Below are 19,188 nucleotides of genomic sequence, written 5' to 3'. Positions count from 1 at the left end.
AACAACCTTTGCATAAAAATACCCTAATCGTGTGAGACTAGGGTGCAAGAAAGAAGCCACCCTTTCCGGTCTCACAGGACTGAATTAAAAGGTTATCATTATGAAGCAATCTGCTTAGATTGTTTTATTTGTTTCGTTTCCGGTAGTAGTAGATTTAACAGTACACCTACAATTGCTGCTAGTGCCATTCCTTCTACTTGGAATGATTCTCCTACATGAAGTACCGCTCCACCAATACCGATTACTAATATTACTGATGCAATCATTAAGTTTCGTTTGTCACTTAAATCTGTTTTATCATCTACCATCATGCGTAATCCGCTTGATGCGATTACACCGAATAGTAAGATTGATACACCACCCATAACTGGTGTTGGGATCGAATGAATCAGTGCAGAAATCTTACCGATAAATCCGAACATGATTGCAAATACTGCTGAACCGATGAATAAGTATACACTGTATGCTCTCGTAATTGCTAGCACACCGATGTTTTCACCATACGTTGTATTCGGTGGCCCACCGATTAGTGACGCGATTAATGTTGCTACTCCGTCACCGAAGATTGAACGGTGTAAACCTGGTTTTTCAATTAAATCTCTTTTAATAACATTTCCAAGAACAATTTGATGTCCGATATGTTCTGATATTGTTACTAGTGCAACTGGTACCATCAAGAGTACAATCTTCCATGAAAACTCTGGTGTGTATGTTACAAATGGTACTGTGAAATCTGGTACAACAAACCATTTTGCCTCAGCTACCGGCTTTAAGTCTACTAGCCCTTGGAAGTAAGCGAAGATATATCCGCCGATAATACCAAGTAACACTGGTATGATACTGAAAAATCCTCTTCCAAATATCGAGCATATAATTGTAATTGCTAATGTTACTAACGCTACTGAAAAGTGTGTAAAGCTATATTTGCCATCCGCACCGTTCATCGCCATGTTAACTGCTGTATGTGCTAAAGCTAGACCGATTACCATTACTACTGGACCAACTACGATTGGTGGTAGTAATTTCATAATCCACTCTGATCCTGATTTCTTAATTCCGAGTGAGATTAAGATGTACACAAGTCCTGCTAGCAAACCACCAAGCATTGCCGCTCCCGGTCCACCTGCCGTTTTCGCTGTTATAATCGGTGCGATAAAGGCGAATGATGATCCTAGATAAGCAGGTACTTGACCTTTCGTTATAAGAAGAAACGCTAACGTTCCTAATCCACTTGATATTAATGCTACTGATGGATTCAATCCTGTTAAAAACGGAACAAGCACTGTTGATCCAAACATCGCGAACAAATGTTGTATACTTAAAAATAACCATTTTCCCGGTTTCGGTACTTCATTAACGTCTAACACTGGCTTTTGTTCCATTGTTACATCCTCCTTCAGTTTAAATCTTTGCAATAAAAAAACTCTTTGTGCCTGTGCACAAAGAGTCCTACACTTTCGTATGCCAAATTTGACATATGAAAGCCAAGACCCTTTGGCAGCCTCACAGGACTACATTTAAAAGGGCTTTACTTATCGTATATGCTTACTCGATCTTGTTGATCTGTCTCTTGCAAATCAACTTCGATACGCTCTTCACTTGATGTTGGAATATTCTTCCCTACATAATCAGCGCGAATTGGTAATTCGCGATGACCTCTATCAACAAGAACCGCCAATTGGATTTGAGATGGTCTACCTAAATCCATAAGAGCATCCATTGCTGCTCGAACTGTTCTTCCTGTATATAATACGTCATCCACAAGGATAACTTTTTTCTTCGTAATATCTACAGGGATATCAGAACCTTTTACAAGTGGTTCTTTATTTTTCGATTGTAGTGTTAAATCATCACGATATAACGTAATGTCTAACTCTCCAACTTCCATTTCTTTTCCTTCAATTTGACCAATTCGTTCTGCCAAACGTTGTGCAATAAAAATTCCACGAGTTTTAATTCCGACAAGAACACAATTATCGACACCTTTATTTCGTTCCACGATTTCATGACTAATTCGTGTTAAAGCGCGGCGAATCATTTGGTCATCTAAAACGACAGCTTTCTCTTGCATGCTCTACACCTCCAAGCTTTTTTCTTGCGTGAGAGTAATGGTATAAAAAAAGTCCTCTCAGCGTGTGCGAGAGGACTTTTGAAAAAAGGGTACAACATACCCTAAGTATTTCAAACCGTTACCTTCTCAACCTCACGGGGCTGTGTTAAAGGATCATTATTTAACTGTTGTCAGTATCTCAGTTTTCTTATGATTTGTCAATACTATTTTCGTAAAATATTTAATGCGTCTTCAAACACTTCTGGAATCGGTGCCTCAAACTGAATATATTCACCAGTACGAGGATGATCAAAGCCTAAAATACCCGCATGAAGTGCTTGTCCATTCATATCTAACGTTTTCTTCGGACCATACTTCGGATCTCCTGCAAGTGGATAGCCAATATATTTCATATGAACACGAATTTGGTGCGTACGTCCCGTTTCTAAGCGACATTCTACAAGTGTAAAGTCTTTAAAGCGTTCTAACACTTGGAAATGCGTAACAGCGTTCTTACCATTTTCATCAACTGTCATACTTTGACGCTCTTTCTTATCACGAGCAATCGGAGCATCAATCGTTCCCTTATCATGCGGAATCACACCGTGTACAATCGCTTTGTAACGTCTCGTTACTGTTTTTGCTACAAGCTGATTTACAAGCGATTCATGTGCCATATCATTTTTAGCAACCATTAATAGTCCAGATGTATCTTTATCGATACGATGCACGATACCTGGACGCATTACACCGTTAATGCCTGATAAGTCTGTACAATGGTGCATAAGGCCATTTACAAGTGTACCACTTGTATGCCCTGGTGCTGGATGTACAACCATACCACGTGGCTTATTTACAACAAGCACATCTGCATCTTCATAATAAATTTCTAAATTTAAATCCTCTGGTTGAATATCTAACTCTTCTGGTTCAGGAATTGTTACTGTAATTTCATCTTCTTCTTTTACTTTATAATTCCCTTTTACCGCTTTCCCGTTTACTGTCACAACTTCATCTTTAATCCATTGCTGCACTTGCGTACGTGACCATTCGTTATTTATCCCTGTAACGAACTTATCAATTCGCTCGTTTTTTTGCTCTGCTGCAACTGTTACTTGTACTACTTCACTCATTCAATTACTCCTTCGCTTTCTTGCCTTCTAATAATGTTTGAATAATAATTAATACAACACCAATACATAATGCTGAATCAGCTATATTGAATACTGGATAGTTGTACGAGAAAATATACACGTGAATGAAATCCACTACTTCTTGTCTAAATACACGATCAATAAAGTTACCAATTGCCCCGCCCAAAATTAGGCCTAACGAAATACCTAGAAGCTTGTCTGTTTTCGCATACTTTTTCATATAAAATACAATAAACACTACAAAAACAACTGTAATAATGTAGAAGAACCACATTTTATTTTCTAAAATACCCCAAGCAGCGCCTCTATTTCGATGTGATGTTATGTATAATACATTGTCGATAATCGGAATACTCGTACCCAATTCCATGTTCTTTACAATTAACCACTTCGATATTTGATCGATAGCAATGACGAATAACGCTATTACATAATATATCATTTTCATTTCCCCCACAAAGACAGTGTACCTCAAAATTTTAGCATAGCTGCTACCTTTTCACAATGAACCTTTATAGAAGAATAAAATAAATTAAAAAAAGGTAATATAATATCGTTGTGCGTATTCATACATTTACCTTTTCATAAAAGAATTCATGAATCGTACGGGCAGTCGGCATTGTCTTCATTTGCTTTGTCGAAATTAATCTCCCCGTATCTTCACAAATACCATACATGTCTATTTCCATTTTAAATAATGCGCGTTCTACATCCTTTAAATCCTCTTTTATATCATGTAATAGCAATTTTTTCTTTATCTCTTCCTTAATTTCATATCCAAGCTCTTGGCTGAACTCGACATCATATTTGTGCATTACTTCTTTAGCTAGTCTCTCTTGCAACTCTTTTCTCATCAATTGCAATTCTTCTTTTATTTCCATGTAAATTTCATTCACGTGTACATTCCTCCTAGCTGTAATGTACAGTTAGTGTGTCCGAAATTTATTTGCTTACCTCACACACATTTTTCCTTCACAGGAAAGAGTCTGAAAGTGATTTTGATATGCCATCAACAAAAAAACTGACTGCATCAATAGCAGTCAGCTTTTTTTATTATTTTACATAGTTTTCTTTAACAACTGTTGCACAACGCTCACATAATGTTTCATGTTCAGCATCTTTACCAATTGTTTCTGAAACTACCCAACAACGTTCACATGTTTCACCAGTTGCTTGAGCAACAACAACCGCTGTATGTTCATACTTCGGTGCATCTGCTGGCGCTTCATCCATCATACCACCAAGTTTATACTCAGAAACGATGAATAATTGCTTTAAGTCTTCGCTAATAGACTCTAACATAGCTTTCATTTCTGCAGTTGGATATAGCGTAATGCTTGCATTTAATGACTTACCGATTACTTTTTCATTACGTGCTACTTCTAGTGCTTTTAACACGTCATCACGTAATGTCATAAATGCATCCCATTTTGTTTTTAACGCTTCCGCGTCATCTAATTGTACAGCTTCTGGCATATCAGTTAATTGTACACTTTCTTCTGTTACGCCTGGAATGTATGGCCATACTTCATCAGCTGTATGCGGTAAGATTGGTGTTACAAGTTTCGTTAACGCAACAAGAACATCATATAATACAGTTTGAATCGCACGACGATCTTCGTGGTTTGCACCTTCAATATATAAAATGTCTTTTGCAAAGTCTAAATAGAATGAACTTAAATCAATTGTACAGAAGTTATGAATTGCATGATACACAGCAGCGAAGTCGTATGTCTCATATGCTTCTTTAACTTTTGTAATTAAGTCATTTAATTTCACTAACATGTAACGATCTACTTCACGAAGTTCAGCTACAGCTACTGCATTTTCACTTGGCTTAAAGTCGTCTAAGTTTCCTAATAAAAAACGGAATGTGTTACGGATTTTACGATACACTTCTGCTACTTGTTTTAAAATATCATCTGAAATACGTACGTCAGATTGATAGTCAACAGAAGATACCCATAAGCGTAAAATGTCTCCGCCTAATTGATCCATAATTTTCTTCGGTACGACGATGTTTCCAATCGACTTACTCATCTTACGTCCTTCACCATCTAGTACGAAACCGTGACTTAGTACGCCTTTATATGGAGCTTTACCTGTTACAGCAACTGCTGTTGATAATGAAGAGTTAAACCAACCACGATACTGGTCAGATCCTTCTAAATATAAATCAGCTGGACGCTGTAAATCTTCGCGCTCTTCTAATACCGCTTGGTGAGAAGAACCTGAATCGAACCATACATCCATGATGTCTGTTTCTTTACGGAATTCGCCATTTGGGCTACCTGGATGTGTAAATCCTTCTGGTAATAGATCTTTCGCTTCACGCTCGAACCATACGTTAGAACCGTGTTCACGGAATAAATCTGCTACATGGTTAATTGTTTCATCCGTAATAATTGGATCACCATTCTCAGCATAGAATACCGGAATTGGCACACCCCATGCACGCTGACGAGAAATACACCAGTCACCACGGTCACGAACCATATTATGAAGACGAGTTTCTCCCCATGCTGGTACCCATTTTGTTTCTGCTACAGCTTCTATTAATTCTTTACGGAATGCTTCAATAGATGCAAACCACTGTGCTGTCGCACGGAAAATAATTGGTTTTTTCGTTCTCCAATCATGTGGGTATGAATGTGTAATGAATGTTAGTTTCAGTAACGCGCCTACTTCTTCTAATTTTTCTGTAATTGGTTTGTTAGCTTTATCATAGAATAAGCCTTCAAATCCAGGTGCCTCATTTGTTAATACACCTTTATCATCGACTGGGCAAAGTACTTCTAATCCATACTTTTTACCAACAACGAAGTCATCTTCCCCGTGTCCTGGTGCTGTATGAACACAACCTGTACCTGCATCTGTTGTTACGTGGTCTCCTAGCATAACTAATGAATCACGATCGTAGAATGGATGTTTTGCAACTGTGTACTCAAGTTCGCTACCTTTTACTGTTTTCACAACTTCAGCATTTTCCCACTCTAACGTTTTTGCAACTGTCTCAAACAGCTCAGAAGCAATGATATATTTCTCATCGTTTACTTTTACAATGCTATATTCAAGCTCTGGGTGAACAGAAATACCTAAGTTTGCAGGTAATGTCCAAGGTGTCGTTGTCCAAATGATGTACTTTTCATCACCTTCTAATACGTTCTTTCCATCTTTTACAGGGAATGCTACGTAAATAGATGCTGATTTTTTATCTTGATATTCAATTTCAGCTTCCGCTAAAGCAGATTCACTCGTTGGAGACCAGTAAACTGGTTTTTGACCTTTATAGATATAACCTTTTTTCGCCATGTCACCAAACACTTTAATTTGTTGTGCTTCATAAGCTGGCTCTAAAGTAATATATGGATTATCCCAATCTGCACGTACACCTAGACGCTTAAATTGTTCACGTTGACGTTCTACTTGTTCATATGCATACTCTGCACATAACTTACGGAATTCAGCAACTGTCATTTCTTTACGTTTTACACCTTTATTTGTTAAAGCTTGTTCAATTGGTAAACCGTGCGTATCCCATCCTGGAACATATGGCGCACTAAAACCAGTCATTGATTTATAACGAACAATAAAGTCTTTTAATACTTTATTTAATGCATGTCCCATATGAATGTCACCATTCGCATATGGAGGTCCATCATGCAATACAAATAAAGGACGTCCTTTTGTATGTTCTTGTACTTTTTCGTAAATATTCATTTCAGCCCATTTTTCTTGCATTGCAGGCTCACGTTTTGGTAAATTCCCACGCATTGGGAACTCTGTTTTTGGCATCAGTAATGTATTTTTGTACTCCATGCTCAATTCCTCCTTACATGTATAAAAGAAACACTTAAAAAACGGAATAAAAAAGAGACCTTCTCATCCCAAAAAGGGACGAGAAAGTCTCCCGCGGTACCACCCTAGTAGATCATATACATATGTATAGAATCCTCTTTATATTCTTAACGCGAATACACGCCTACGCTTACTCTATTTGTTCAGCGCGGAACTCCAGGGTGATATTCCCACTATCTCCTTATCCTGAGCTTACACCATCCTCAGTTCGCTATATAAGGTTTGAAAAGGTACTTATCCCTATCTTCGTTTTTCTTAATAAATATGTTGTTTAAAATTATATGTAATAATGAGAAAAACGTCAAGCTTACACTGTTTCTTCTTTTTTCAACAGTTCATCTACTTCGTCTTCTAATTCAATTAGTTTATCCCAATCATCGTTGTTTAACATCTCAAGCTGTGTTTCTAATAACATACGGAAACGAGTTCGGAATACTTTCGCTTGTTTCTTTAGCTCTTCAATATCAAAAGCAACTTTTCTTGATTTTACTAATGCTTCGTTAATAATACGATCAGCATTCTTTTCAGCTTCACGCACAATTAATTTCGCTTCTTTTTGCGCATTACGTTTTACTTCTTCCGCTGCTTCTTGTGCAACGACGATAGATTTGTTTAACGTATCTTCAATATTAGAGAAATGATCTAACTTCCCTTCTAACTGCGCAACTTTTTCTTCTAAAGCTTTTTTCTCACGAATGACCAATTCATAATCTTTGATAATTTGATCAAGAAACTCATTTACTTGATCTTCATCATAGCCACGGAATCCGCGACCAAATTCTTTGTTATGAATATCTAATGGTGTTAACGGCACAACGCCACCTCCAAGTAGTTATCTAAATTTCCTCTTTCAATTATATCTTTTCTTCGACAAAATAGGAGGATTTCCTTCTAAAAAACCAATCATTTTAGTATACCATACAAAATTCTCCATTTGTCGCGTTTTGTTCTACCTTCTACAGAAAATAATTTACTTCGGCCATATCCTCTAACAGAAAAAACATCTCCTGGATAGCATTCATAAGAAGTTTGCTCCACTGTTTTCCAATTGACTTTTACTAAACCATTTTTTATGAAAGGTTGTACTTTCTGTCTAGATAAATGTAACATTTCAGCTAACATAACATCTAAACGAAGTGAAGAAACCGTTCCAGATTTCTCTCCCCACGTTTCATCTATCTGTAGAATTTGTTCTCCTTGCACTGACGCTAAAGAGACTTTTACTTTCCCTATTGATTGTAAGTTCATCTCAATATACGATACAATTTCTTTCGCAACTACAATTTGGGCACGATTTTCTTGCAGCAAAATATCACCACATTTTTCTCTTGTTAAACCAAGAGACATAAATGTACCTAATATTTGCCTATGTTCTAGCGTATAAAACTTGGAAGGATAGTCAATTTCTAATACTTCTACTTGAAATTCTTCTTCATTTAATTCTAGATAGTCTGGATAAATAAGTGCTCTTTTACGCTCTGCATTAGGCGTTGCACCACCAAATTGCACAGCAACATCACCTTGTCCTATTACCATAGAAACAATTTGTTGTTGCCTAGGATCAAGAAAATCCGTTAACTTCACTTGATGGTACTCCGCCGCTCGCTTCCACTCTAGCACTTTATCCACAAAGACCTCCTCATCAGGCCTAAAATGTTCGTAGATGCTCATGTATTTACCTTCTTACTATAAGAAATAGCTTAATAAACTGAACAAACCAGTTTTAGCAAGTTTCAACGCAAAGATCGCAACGATTGGAGAAATATCAATCATTCCAAGCGGCGGAATAAAGCGGCGGAATGGTTCTAAATACGGTTCACAAATACGTGCCAGGAACTCTCCAAAAGATGATTCCTTTGCACCAGGAAACCATGATAGGAGAATGTAAATAATAAGTGCCCACGAGTAAATCTCGATAGCATAACTTAACACTATAAAAACTGTTGTCATGGCGTATTACCACCTCTTTATATTTGTTTCTTCTTCTTCACCGAATAACTCTGAAATCGCACCAACAATATCTACATTTTCAGGTGTACACATAAATGTTTTCGGCCCTATTTTTTGAATGTCCCCGCCTATAGCGTATACAGTACCACTTAAAAAGTCAACGATACGTACCGCTTGATCAGTAGACATTCTCTGCAAATTAATTACAACAGCTCGTCTACCTTTTAAGTGGTCCGCAATCCCTTGTGCTTCCGAATATGTGCGTGGTTCTAATAAAACAACTTTTGAAGATTGTTTTGCTGTTTCAATACTCACAACATTTTGCTTCGGTTGCGCTTTCGGAAACGTAACGTCTTGTTGTTCTGGTGGATCTTGCTGCTTTTTCATGTCTGTTTGCTCCTTTTCATAACCATATTGAGCTGCTTCTTTTTCTTCCGGTGTATCAAAAAAGAAGTATTTTACTTTTGACCAACTCATAATAAGATTCTCCTTCCTTTTACGCTTTTCCTACTAAAATCGTTCCCAAACGAATATATGTAGCCCCTTCTTCAATTGCAATTGTGTAATCGTTGGACATTCCCATTGATAATTCTTTACATGGCGCATGTAATAACTCTAGCTCCTGCACCTCTGTTTGCAGCATACGTAATTCCTTAAAACAGCGTCTAATTTCTTCCTCTTCTTCTGTAAACGGAGCCATCGTCATTAGTCCAACCACTTCAATTTTATCGAATTCTTGCAAACTTTGAATAAAAGAAACAACCTCTTCTATTGCCAATCCTTGCTTCGATTCTTCAGATGAGGTTTTCACTTGAATAAAGCATTTCACTTTCTTATCAGCACGTTTCTGAATTTCTTTCGCCAGCGAAAGACGATCTAACGAATGTAAATAATCAATTTCATTAATGATTTCTTTTACTTTTCTCGTTTGTAATGAGCCAATAAAGTGCCAATTAACTTTTGAACCGAAATGCTCGTATTTCTGTAAGAAACCTTCATTTCTATTTTCACCTAAATCGATAATTCCAGCTTCAATTACTTCGTTTGTTTTTTCAATCCCTACAGTTTTTGTAACTGCAACAAGTTTAATATCTTGCAACGAACGTCCAGCTCGAGCGCAAGATGCTTTAATAGCTTCGTTTACAATTACTAAATTTTCTTGTACTGTCACTTGCTTCCTTCCTCCTTAAAACCTATGAAACTCAACATTCTTCCTGTCTTACCTTGATCACGACGATGAGAGAAAAATAGTTGCTCTTCACAGCTTGTACAAAGAGATGACATTACAATATGCTCTTCTTTTATGCCTGCTTGTACACATAATATACGATTAATTTCTTTTAAATTAATTGCGTACTGCCCGTCAGAAATTTTTTGATGAGGAACAGCACCGCTAACTACTTCCTGTGCTGCTGTTAATACACGATCATCCACAACATAACAACAAGATCCGATCGACGGCCCAATTGCAACATGAATTTCATCACTTGAAATACCTTCTGCATTCCACTTTTGAATCATTTCCTTTGCAATCTCTTGTACAGTGCCTTTCCATCCAGCATGCGCAAGTCCTATCATACCATGTGATGGTGCATAAAAATAGAGCGGAACACAATCCGCGTAACAAGACGTTAACAGAACATCTTCATTACTCGTATAAATACCATCTGTTTTTGAAATGCCGTCCTCATATGAATAGACACCACTTCCCTTTTCCTGTTGCCCTACTTTTTCAACATGATGAGCATGAACTTGTTCAGAGCAAATCCAGTTTTCTAATGGTTTTTGTAACTTATTTGCTAAAATGCGTCTGTTTTCATGAACGTTCTCCACGATATCATTCACATGTAATCCTAAATTCATCGCATGAAAGGAGCCCGTACTTATCCCACCATCTTTTGTCGTAAATCCAGCAGTAATGTTTCCAAGTTCTTTCCACGCTTGTAAATACAGTATACCGTCCACATATTTAAATGGTTCTCTCATAATAAAGCGGCTCCTTTTAATTAAAATAACAGAAAAAAGCATGGTACTTCCTGTCTATTTTACCATACTTTTATTTTTTCATAATCCTAACAGAAAAAAAAGAGGAATTTGTAATATTCTTTATGAAATTGTCGGTGTTTGTATTGATTCTGTTACAGAATTAACAGGATTTACTCTTACAAGTATGACATCCTCCCCAATTTTCACAATTTCCTTCCAAGGAATTACAATCTCAACATCCTTTCCAAAAATACCCAGCATGCGTGTCTGTTTGGAAATAATAACAGAACAAACTTGCCCTGTGTTCATATCAATTTCAATATCTCCAATATTCCCAATCCTTTTTCCATCTGAAATATTTATAACATCCTTCATCTGTAACTCTGAAATTCGTATCACCATTTTTATCCTCTCCCTTATATGACAAATTGGAAACTGTTTCTCATATTTACAGGAAGCCATCTATACGAAACACCATGCTAGTTTCATTATATGAACACTAATCCCCTACTATGAGCACAAACCATATTACATATAAAAAGGTCTCACCATAATTGGTGAGACCTTATCCTTGAATCGTTTTATTCATTTGTTTAATAGCTGACTTCTCTAAACGTGATACTTGCGCTTGGGAAATCCCAATTTCTTCTGCAACTTCCATCTGTGTCTTTCCTTGGAAGAAACGTTTTCTAATAATCATTTTCTCTCTATCATTTAAACGCTTCATTCCTTCTTTCAATGCTAATTCTTCAACCCACTGCTCGTCCTTTTGTTTTTCATCACTTAACTGATCCATAACAAAGATAGGATCTCCCCCATCATTATAAATCGGTTCAAATAATGAAACTGGATCTTGAATCGCATCTAAAGCAAATACTATCTCTTCATGAGTTACTTCTAGCACTTTTGCAATATCCATTGCTGTTGGTTCTTTTGAATTTTCTGCAATCAATTTTTCTCTTACTTGCAAAGCTTTATACGCAATATCTCGCAATGAGCGCGATACGCGAATCGGATTATTATCACGCAAATATCTGCGTATTTCCCCAATAATCATCGGCACAGCATACGTTGAAAATTTTACATTTTGGCCTAAATCAAAATTATCAATTGATTTCATAAGTCCGATGCAACCAACTTGAAATAAATCGTCAACATATTCTCCTCTGTTATTAAATCTTTGGATGACGCTCAGTACAAGACGTAAGTTTCCATTCACTAATTTTTCTCTTGCGCTTATCTCTCCACTTTGCATTTCACGAAATAATTTACGCATTTCATCATTTTTTAATACTGGAAGTTTAGCTGTATCAACACCGCAAATTTCTACTTTGTTTCTCGTCAAAGTGTTCCCTCCTATCGGGAGTTGCTGTACAGTGTAAAGTATTTCCTTTGAAGGGGATTTTATGCATGTGGTTTTTTCACGATTTTTTATTTAAATTATCTTTCCTAATACAACTAAATAGAATAAGACCAGCCTACATAACGGCTGGTCTTATTCTTCACACCATTTTATTAAATTCTTTTCGTAATCTTTTTATAATTCTTTTTTCTAAACGCGAAATGTATGACTGTGAAATCCCAAGCATATCCGCCACATCTTTTTGCGTCTTTTCCTCTCCTCCAGCAAGCCCAAACCGAAGTTCCATAATTTGTTTTTCACGATCATTTAATTGGTGTAATGCTTTCATTAAAAGGTGACGATCTACAGTAGCTTCTAAATCTTTTGTAATAATATCATCATCTGTACCTAACACGTCAGACAATAACAGTTCATTCCCATCCCAATCAATGTTTAGCGGTTCATCAAAAGAAACTTCCGAACGATTTTTGTTATTTCTACGTAAATGCATTAAAATTTCATTTTCTATACAACGCGATGCATATGTTGCTAATTTTATTTTCTTTTCTGGATTAAATGTATTTACCGCTTTAATAAGGCCGATTGTTCCTATACTAATCAAATCTTCAATATTTATCCCTGTATTTTCAAACTTTCTTGCTATATATACAACGAGCCTTAAGTTACGTTCAATAAGTAATGACCTTGCTGCCTGATCTCCTTTTGGCAATTTATTCAAAAGAACTTCCTCTTCTTCTTTTGTTAACGGTGGTGGCAACGCTTCACTTCCACCAATATAATAAATTTCATCGGTCTTAATTCCTAATTTCAGCAATACTTTATACCAAAGGTATACTAAATAAAATTTTAATTTCATCATATTATCCCGCCTCTCATTTATTAAGCGATCACCATTTTTTGCGAAATCAACATTTTTGGATGCACAATACATTGATACTCCCCATTAGTAGACAGCTGTTGTGTATTTAATCCAATTAATACTTTGTTTACAACAATAGAACTACCTTCATGGTCAACTTGCACACTGTCAGGCTTAATTGCCCACAAAAATTGACTCTCTACTCCTACTGCACGGAAAGGAATTAAGCGTAATTTGGTCGCCCAACCAGAATCATTTTCTGGTATTTGAGGAATTTCTGTTTTGGAATAAATTTGTTCTGTTAACCAAGATGGTAAGCAATGTTCTAATGATGAAACATGCATAATCATAACAGGTGTTTTTGTTAATGGGTCATAAAGTTGGTTCCCACTGTCAATAAGACCTGCGAGTTCTAGTTCTTCTTCGGCTAATTGAATTTTTACTTTCACAATTTGATCATAGTGTATTTTCGTGACCTCTACGCTTTCAATACGCTTTTTAGAAAAATAATAAATTACTGGAAAACCAAAAATAACAAATAACCAACTAATTGGATCACCGTAAGAAATTGACTGAGATTGAACCAATCCATTTACCATTTCATTCGTTTGCAAAAAGAAATGAGTTCCAATTAATCCTCCGCCAACCATAAAGGTTACAAAGTAAAAAGTAAAAACAGTTTGTGCATAATTTCTAAATGTTGTAAACCCAAATGCTGTATACACAATAAGTAACGAGTACAGTAGTTTCATAATTGGATGTGTCATCATAGAAGCAAAAGGAGTAAAGGCAAAAATAACAATAGTTGAACCTATAAATGCCCCTAACACAAGCCTCCATCTTTTGATTTTCTTTTTTAACACGGTAGCTGTTAATAAAAGCAAAAGAAAATCAATGCAGGCGTTTAACAACCAAACAACGTCGGCGTAAACAACCAAACAATTCACCTCTTTTTTCAAGTTGAGACTAGTATAATGCATATCCAATAGGAAAGTGTGTCAATTTGCGGAGGTGTTTTTTTGTTATTTTGTGATTTCTAGACATAATCTGTCGGTAAAAAATAAAAGTACAAATTCATAGAATGATATACTCTTATTTTCACAAACAAAATATATTGAAATATACGAAATAAAAAAAGACCTGCTTAGCAGGTCTTTTCCATAAAAAACAAAAAGGAGCATGAAAGCTCCTTTTTTTATCGTCTACGACGGTTACGTAAAAATGCTGGAATATCGATATCATCTGAATCTGAATGACGCTCATGTACAACTGGCTCTTCACGCTTCATTTCACGTTTTACTTCACGCTGTTTTGAAGGTTGAGCTACTGGTTGTTGCTGTTGTTGCGTGTGGTTCGCATTCGGACGAATAATTGGTTTTGGTGGTTGAGTTGCAATGCTATCATCAAAACCAGTTGCAATTACAGTTACAACGATATCATCTTTTAATCCTTCGTTAATAACAGAACCGAAGATCATATTTACTTCTGGATCTGAAGCTGAAGCTACGATGTCTGCCGCTTCTTGTACTTCATATAAGCTTAAGTTAGCGCCACCCGTAATGTTCATGATAACACCTTGAGCTCCATCAATAGATGTTTCTAGTAATGGGCTAGAAATCGCTTTTTTCGCAGCTTCTGCAGCACGATTTTCCCCATTACCAGAACCAATACCCATTAAAGCAGAACCTCTATTAGACATAATTGTCTTTACGTCTGCAAAGTCTAAGTTAATTAAACCTGGCGTTGCAATTAAATCCGAAATACCTTGAACACCTTGACGTAATACGTTATCAGCTTCACGGAATGCTTCTAACATTGGCGTATTTTTATCAACAATCTCTAATAAGCGATCGTTTGGAATTACAATAAGAGTATCTACATTTTCTTTAAATGCTGCAATACCAGATGCTGCTTGCGTCGCACGCTTACGTCCTTCAAAAGTAAATGGACGTGTTACAACACCTACTGTTAAAGCACCTAATTCTTTTGCAACTTGAGCAACAACTGGAGCTGCACCAGTTCCAGTTCCACCGCCCATACCGGCAGTTACGAAGACCATATCCGCACCACGAAGTGCTTCTTGGATCTGTTCTTTACTTTCTTCTGCAGCTTTTTTCCCTACTTCAGGGTTTGCGCCTGCACCAAGTCCACGCGTTAATTTTCCACCAATTTGCATTTTTGTTTCAGCTTTTGATAGATTTAATGCTTGTGCATCAGTGTTCACAGCGATAAAGTCTACACCTTGTACACCGTGTTCAATCATACGGTTTACAGCATTGTTTCCGCCACCGCCGACACCGATAACTTTTATATTCGCTAATTGATCTTGAGTAGTATCAAACTCTAACATGTCGAAATCCCCCTAGAACCTCATTTTTCGTGTCCAATTTTAATCCCATAAATAACGGAATACACGTTTTACTTTTGACATCATGCGGTCATCATTTTGATTATTATTGTTTTGATTACGAGTTTTTTGTTTCGTGGGTTGCTGTTGTACCGGCGTTGGTGCTGGTGCTGGTACTGGTTCAAAATGCTCTTGCTTTTCCTGCACATTTTTCCCACGTAATTTAGCTTTTTGATAAGAATGTTTAATTAATCCAACTCCACTTGTATATTGGGGCTCACGCACACCGATATAATCAGGAGTTGCTACACGAACATTTTCATGTAAAATATCATATGCAAGATCAAGAACACCTGGCATAGAAGCAATTCCGCCAGTTAGTACATAACCAGAAGCCACTTGCTTTACTCCTAACTTACGCACTTCGTCTTGAACAAACATTAAAATTTCCTCTACACGAGCCTCTATTATATCCGATAATTCCAACTGAGAATATTGTTCTGTTTGATCACTTCCCATAATAGGAACCGTAAACATCTCTTCTTCAGATGCTGTATCATAAAAAGCATGTCCATATTTCAACTTAATTTGATCTGCATTTTCTGTTGAAGTTTTCAACCCAATCGCAATATCTTTCGTTATATGGTCTCCACCTAATGGTAATACGCTCGTCGCTTGTAACTCTCCATCTTTAAAAATAGATAAAGTTGTAGATCCTCCCCCCATATCAACAAGGGCTACTCCTCTATTTTTTTCATCTGAAGATATTGCAACTGTTGCAGCCGCTAAAGGTTGAAGACAAATATCAACAATTTCAAGACCTGCTTTTTCTACACAACGAAGTAGGTTATGTAGTAAAGTTCTCGAGCCTGTAATAAGTGTACCTTCCATTTCTAATCTTACACCGATCATCCCGCGTGGATCGTTAATCTCGTCAAGACCGTCTACGATGAACTGTCGAGGTACCACATCAATAAACTCACGTTCTGGAGCAATTGACACAACTTGTGCTGCATCTAGAACGCGTAAGACATCTTCATTCCCGATTTCACGATCTTCATTTGAAACAGCGACTACTCCGTGACAAGGAAGTAGCTGTACCTGGTTTGCATTGACACCTACTACAACTTGCTCAATGTGGATTCCCACCATGCGCTCAGCTTGTTCAATTGCTTTTTTAATTGATCGAACAGTCTCGTCTATATCAACTATCGATCCCTTCTTTAAACCATTTGATTTTACATTTCCAACACCAATAATGTTTAAGCTGTCATTAACCATTTCACCAATGATGACTTTAACATTGGATGTACCGATGTCAAGACTAACATATATTTCATTGCTGTTCATTCTTTGGCACCTCCTTCTTTATTTATACCATACAACTCAATATATGGAACAACAATCGCAACTTTACTATTTATAAGAAAAATATTCAACGTCTTTATACGTTTCCCTTTTTTAACCCTATATTTTTCTTATTTTTATTTAGCATTCAATTAAGAATATCGCAGTAAACTATGAATAACTGCTTATCTTGAAATAATTCTATTTCGAGTGTAAAGTTTACCGCCAAGTATAAGTCTACACTAAGATGTACTCATAGAAAAGTGAAACTTGTACCAATACTAGTATGAATCTAAGAATTTTTACATATTTTTCATCAAATGAACCATTCTTCTAAATTCGTATACACATAATAGAACATTCGTTTTGTTTTTTCTGCTATAAGTAACGAAAACTACCATTCTATTCTTTTTTTTCTTCCGCACCTAATTCTTTCGTATATGCACCTACTTCTAAGTCAATTAATACCTTCTTACCTGGCTCAATTGTTTTTAAAATAAGCGGATAGGCTTCCATACGTTTTGCGAAATTTTGAATTGTAGTGCTCACTTCATAACCTTCATTCATATATAAAGTAAGATGATCTTCATTCGCATTCGTTGGTGAATAGCGAATCTCCGAAATAGATTTTAAAATAGCTGGTGTTAATTTTTCTAGTTCAGCGATTAACTCCTTCATTTTCTCTTCTTTAAAAGGTTCGAAAATCGGTGCTGCAACAGGAAGCTTTCCATTAGGTAGTACATCAAGCGTTTTTCCATTCTCTAATAACGGTTGTAATTTTCCCTCTTTATTTATATAACCAATCGTTACATATTCTTCGATATGAATATCAATATTGTTTGGAAAACGTTTTTTTACATTTACTGCTTTAATTTCTTTTCGCTTCGTTAAGTTTTCTTCAGCTTTATGTGCTGTCACTCGGAAATAACTTGTATCATATGTCACGCCTGAATCCTTCATTACTTGTTCATCCGTCATATAGTGATTTCCAAACACACTAATCTTTTTTATATTACTAAGCGGAGACCGAAAATAAATTAAAAAGAGCACTAATAAAAATAAAATTGATATGTATAAAATCAATCGATGATTAACATTTTTTTTGTTTTTTTTCTTTTGATTTTTCAATTTTGGTACACGATCTTGTAGTTTAATCACTTTACTATTATTCATGTACGATCCCCCTATGTAACATAAAGAACGGCATGTTCCTCATGCCGTTCTTATCTTCTTATTATAACATAAATGATAATGAGCGGAACGAATAACCGTTATCTTCCAATGATTTCTACTTCTGTGTGCATATCTACATCAAATTTATCCTTAATTGTATGTTTTATTAATTCAATTAAAGACAATACATCTTGCGCTGAAGCTCCCCCGGTATTAACAATAAAATTGCCATGCATTTCAGAAATTTGAGCTCCACCAATCCTATAACCACGAAGCCCTGCTTTTTCTACTAAATCTCCTGCAAAATGTGGGATTGGATTCCGAAATACACTTCCTGCACACGGGTGATTCCATGGTTGCGTTTCACGGCGGTAATCTTTATTATTTTGCATGCTACGTACAATTTCTTCACGTTTTCCCGCCTGTAATTGAAACACCGCCTCTAAAACAATACCAGGACGTTTCGTTTGCAATACAGATGCCCGATAAGAAAACTCCAGTTCTTTATTCGTTAACCAGTCAATTGTACCGTCTTCAAACAGAATGAGAGCCTTCGATAATACACTCGATATATCCGATTTATGTGCACCTGCATTCATATATACTGCACCACCGACACTTCCTGGAATACCGCTTGCAAACTCCAATCCAGCTAACCCTTGACGACTAAGTAAAGTTGACAATTTAATAAGAGGATATCCACTACCAACTCTTACCTTATGTTTTTCGACCTCTAAGTGATCTAATCCTTCTCCTAAACGAATAACAACACCTTCTATGCCTTGATCAGATACAAGAAGGTTTGAACCGCGACCAATTACAATCCACTTCGTTTTGTATTGTTTTACTAACTGTAATGTTTTTTCAATACCGGCTACATGCTTTGGCACAATTAAAATATCCGCTGGTCCACCTATTTTCATAGTTGTATAACGTGCTAACGGCTCGTCAACTAAAACACGACCAACGTCTGCTTCTATAAGCTCATTTACTAATTGTTCCATAGACAATCTCCCCCATATTAAGTCTCCTTATGACAATAATATGCAGGGCGTTCACCTAACGTTATCCCTCTATTTACGGGCAGTACAGCTCCTAAAT

The 19,188-nt window shown here is 36.5% G+C and carries 20 protein-coding genes and 1 other annotated feature; all 20 genes read right to left on the bottom strand.

The window, feature by feature from the left end:
- Nucleotides 1-98: 98 nt before the first annotated feature.
- On the bottom strand, nt 99-1,382 hold the full coding sequence (gene uraA, locus M1D66_RS08005; RefSeq protein WP_000435928.1) for a uracil permease: 1,284 nt from the start codon (nt 1,380-1,382) through the stop codon (nt 99-101).
- A 146-nt stretch (nt 1,383-1,528) separates the two neighbouring features.
- Nucleotides 1,529-2,071: a bifunctional pyrimidine operon transcriptional regulator/uracil phosphoribosyltransferase gene (gene pyrR, locus M1D66_RS08000; protein ID WP_001156491.1), complete on the bottom strand. Its 543-nt coding sequence runs from the start codon at nt 2,069-2,071 to the stop codon at nt 1,529-1,531.
- Between the two features lie 203 nt (nt 2,072-2,274).
- The gene (locus tag M1D66_RS07995) at nt 2,275-3,183 is read right to left on the bottom strand and encodes an RluA family pseudouridine synthase (RefSeq protein WP_000005833.1); all 909 of its coding nucleotides are present in this window, start codon (nt 3,181-3,183) and stop codon (nt 2,275-2,277) included.
- A gap of 4 nt (nt 3,184-3,187) precedes the next feature.
- A complete protein-coding gene (lspA, locus tag M1D66_RS07990; protein ID WP_000642180.1) occupies nt 3,188-3,646 on the bottom strand; it encodes a lipoprotein signal peptidase LspA in 459 nt (152 codons plus the stop codon).
- A gap of 124 nt (nt 3,647-3,770) precedes the next feature.
- Nucleotides 3,771-4,100 (bottom strand): TraR/DksA C4-type zinc finger protein, encoded by a 330-nt coding sequence (locus M1D66_RS07985; RefSeq protein ID WP_001002955.1) that lies wholly within the window; start codon nt 4,098-4,100, stop codon nt 3,771-3,773.
- Nucleotides 4,101-4,257: 157 nt separating this feature from the next.
- A complete protein-coding gene (ileS2, locus tag M1D66_RS07980) occupies nt 4,258-7,023 on the bottom strand; it encodes an isoleucine--tRNA ligase (RefSeq protein ID WP_000455951.1) in 2,766 nt (921 codons plus the stop codon).
- 71 nt (nt 7,024-7,094) lie between these two features.
- Nucleotides 7,095-7,318, bottom strand: a binding site (T-box leader).
- Between the two features lie 51 nt (nt 7,319-7,369).
- Complete coding sequence (gene divIVA / locus M1D66_RS07975; RefSeq protein WP_001131611.1) at nt 7,370-7,876, bottom strand: septum site-determining protein DivIVA; 507 nt, start codon at nt 7,874-7,876, stop codon at nt 7,370-7,372.
- Between the two features lie 89 nt (nt 7,877-7,965).
- Nucleotides 7,966-8,733: a YlmH family RNA-binding protein gene (locus tag M1D66_RS07970; protein WP_002164454.1), complete on the bottom strand. Its 768-nt coding sequence runs from the start codon at nt 8,731-8,733 to the stop codon at nt 7,966-7,968.
- A gap of 15 nt (nt 8,734-8,748) precedes the next feature.
- Nucleotides 8,749-9,012, bottom strand: coding sequence for a YggT family protein (locus M1D66_RS07965; protein WP_000214233.1), 264 nt, complete (start codon nt 9,010-9,012; stop codon nt 8,749-8,751).
- A gap of 6 nt (nt 9,013-9,018) precedes the next feature.
- Nucleotides 9,019-9,489 (bottom strand): cell division protein SepF, encoded by a 471-nt coding sequence (locus tag M1D66_RS07960; protein WP_000119129.1) that lies wholly within the window; start codon nt 9,487-9,489, stop codon nt 9,019-9,021.
- Between the two features lie 19 nt (nt 9,490-9,508).
- On the bottom strand, nt 9,509-10,183 hold the full coding sequence (locus tag M1D66_RS07955) for a YggS family pyridoxal phosphate-dependent enzyme (protein ID WP_242555096.1): 675 nt from the start codon (nt 10,181-10,183) through the stop codon (nt 9,509-9,511).
- Nucleotides 10,180-10,998 (bottom strand): peptidoglycan editing factor PgeF, encoded by an 819-nt coding sequence (pgeF, locus tag M1D66_RS07950; RefSeq protein WP_001209008.1) that lies wholly within the window; start codon nt 10,996-10,998, stop codon nt 10,180-10,182. Before pgeF ends, M1D66_RS07955 begins: the two co-directional genes overlap by 4 nt.
- A gap of 120 nt (nt 10,999-11,118) precedes the next feature.
- The gene (locus tag M1D66_RS07945; RefSeq protein WP_000236750.1) at nt 11,119-11,400 is read right to left on the bottom strand and encodes a YlmC/YmxH family sporulation protein; all 282 of its coding nucleotides are present in this window, start codon (nt 11,398-11,400) and stop codon (nt 11,119-11,121) included.
- Between the two features lie 163 nt (nt 11,401-11,563).
- Nucleotides 11,564-12,343, bottom strand: coding sequence for an RNA polymerase sporulation sigma factor SigG (sigG, locus tag M1D66_RS07940; protein WP_000197753.1), 780 nt, complete (start codon nt 12,341-12,343; stop codon nt 11,564-11,566).
- A 157-nt stretch (nt 12,344-12,500) separates the two neighbouring features.
- Entirely contained in the window at nt 12,501-13,220 is a 720-nt protein-coding gene (gene sigE, locus M1D66_RS07935; RefSeq protein ID WP_000976948.1) for an RNA polymerase sporulation sigma factor SigE, read from the bottom strand.
- A gap of 20 nt (nt 13,221-13,240) precedes the next feature.
- Nucleotides 13,241-14,158 (bottom strand): sigma-E processing peptidase SpoIIGA, encoded by a 918-nt coding sequence (gene spoIIGA, locus M1D66_RS07930; protein ID WP_000261975.1) that lies wholly within the window; start codon nt 14,156-14,158, stop codon nt 13,241-13,243.
- 257 nt (nt 14,159-14,415) lie between these two features.
- Nucleotides 14,416-15,570, bottom strand: coding sequence for a cell division protein FtsZ (gene ftsZ / locus M1D66_RS07925; protein WP_000888984.1), 1,155 nt, complete (start codon nt 15,568-15,570; stop codon nt 14,416-14,418).
- Between the two features lie 39 nt (nt 15,571-15,609).
- Entirely contained in the window at nt 15,610-16,917 is a 1,308-nt protein-coding gene (gene ftsA / locus M1D66_RS07920; protein WP_001087558.1) for a cell division protein FtsA, read from the bottom strand.
- 399 nt (nt 16,918-17,316) lie between these two features.
- Nucleotides 17,317-18,087 (bottom strand): cell division protein DivIB, encoded by a 771-nt coding sequence (gene divIB, locus M1D66_RS07915; RefSeq protein ID WP_001065794.1) that lies wholly within the window; start codon nt 18,085-18,087, stop codon nt 17,317-17,319.
- 98 nt (nt 18,088-18,185) lie between these two features.
- Complete coding sequence (gene murB, locus M1D66_RS07910) at nt 18,186-19,091, bottom strand: UDP-N-acetylmuramate dehydrogenase (protein ID WP_242555095.1); 906 nt, start codon at nt 19,089-19,091, stop codon at nt 18,186-18,188.
- Between the last annotated feature and the right edge of the window lie 97 nt (nt 19,092-19,188).

The organism is Bacillus sp. PK6-16 (genome assembly GCF_056530295.1).
This window is presented reverse-complemented; position numbering and strand designations above follow the sequence as displayed.

What these genes read in the sequence shown, in the direction of transcription:
- uraA (WP_000435928.1), bottom strand. Translation starts at nt 1,382, where the DNA reads ATGGAACAAAAGCCAGTGTTAGACGTTAATGAAGTACCGAAACCGGGA.
- pyrR (WP_001156491.1), bottom strand. Translation starts at nt 2,071, where the DNA reads ATGCAAGAGAAAGCTGTCGTTTTAGATGACCAAATGATTCGCCGCGCT.
- M1D66_RS07995 (WP_000005833.1), bottom strand. Translation starts at nt 3,183, where the DNA reads ATGAGTGAAGTAGTACAAGTAACAGTTGCAGCAGAGCAAAAAAACGAG.
- lspA (WP_000642180.1), bottom strand. Translation starts at nt 3,646, where the DNA reads ATGATATATTATGTAATAGCGTTATTCGTCATTGCTATCGATCAAATA.
- ileS2 (WP_000455951.1), bottom strand. Translation starts at nt 7,023, where the DNA reads ATGGAGTACAAAAATACATTACTGATGCCAAAAACAGAGTTCCCAATG.
- M1D66_RS07970 (WP_002164454.1), bottom strand. Translation starts at nt 8,733, where the DNA reads ATGAGCATCTACGAACATTTTAGGCCTGATGAGGAGGTCTTTGTGGAT.
- M1D66_RS07965 (WP_000214233.1), bottom strand. Translation starts at nt 9,012, where the DNA reads ATGACAACAGTTTTTATAGTGTTAAGTTATGCTATCGAGATTTACTCG.
- M1D66_RS07960 (WP_000119129.1), bottom strand. Translation starts at nt 9,489, where the DNA reads ATGAGTTGGTCAAAAGTAAAATACTTCTTTTTTGATACACCGGAAGAA.
- pgeF (WP_001209008.1), bottom strand. Translation starts at nt 10,998, where the DNA reads ATGAGAGAACCATTTAAATATGTGGACGGTATACTGTATTTACAAGCG.
- M1D66_RS07945 (WP_000236750.1), bottom strand. Translation starts at nt 11,400, where the DNA reads ATGGTGATACGAATTTCAGAGTTACAGATGAAGGATGTTATAAATATT.
- sigE (WP_000976948.1), bottom strand. Translation starts at nt 13,220, where the DNA reads ATGATGAAATTAAAATTTTATTTAGTATACCTTTGGTATAAAGTATTG.
- ftsZ (WP_000888984.1), bottom strand. Translation starts at nt 15,570, where the DNA reads ATGTTAGAGTTTGATACTACTCAAGATCAATTAGCGAATATAAAAGTT.
- ftsA (WP_001087558.1), bottom strand. Translation starts at nt 16,917, where the DNA reads ATGAACAGCAATGAAATATATGTTAGTCTTGACATCGGTACATCCAAT.
- divIB (WP_001065794.1), bottom strand. Translation starts at nt 18,087, where the DNA reads ATGAATAATAGTAAAGTGATTAAACTACAAGATCGTGTACCAAAATTG.
- murB (WP_242555095.1), bottom strand. Translation starts at nt 19,091, where the DNA reads ATGGAACAATTAGTAAATGAGCTTATAGAAGCAGACGTTGGTCGTGTT.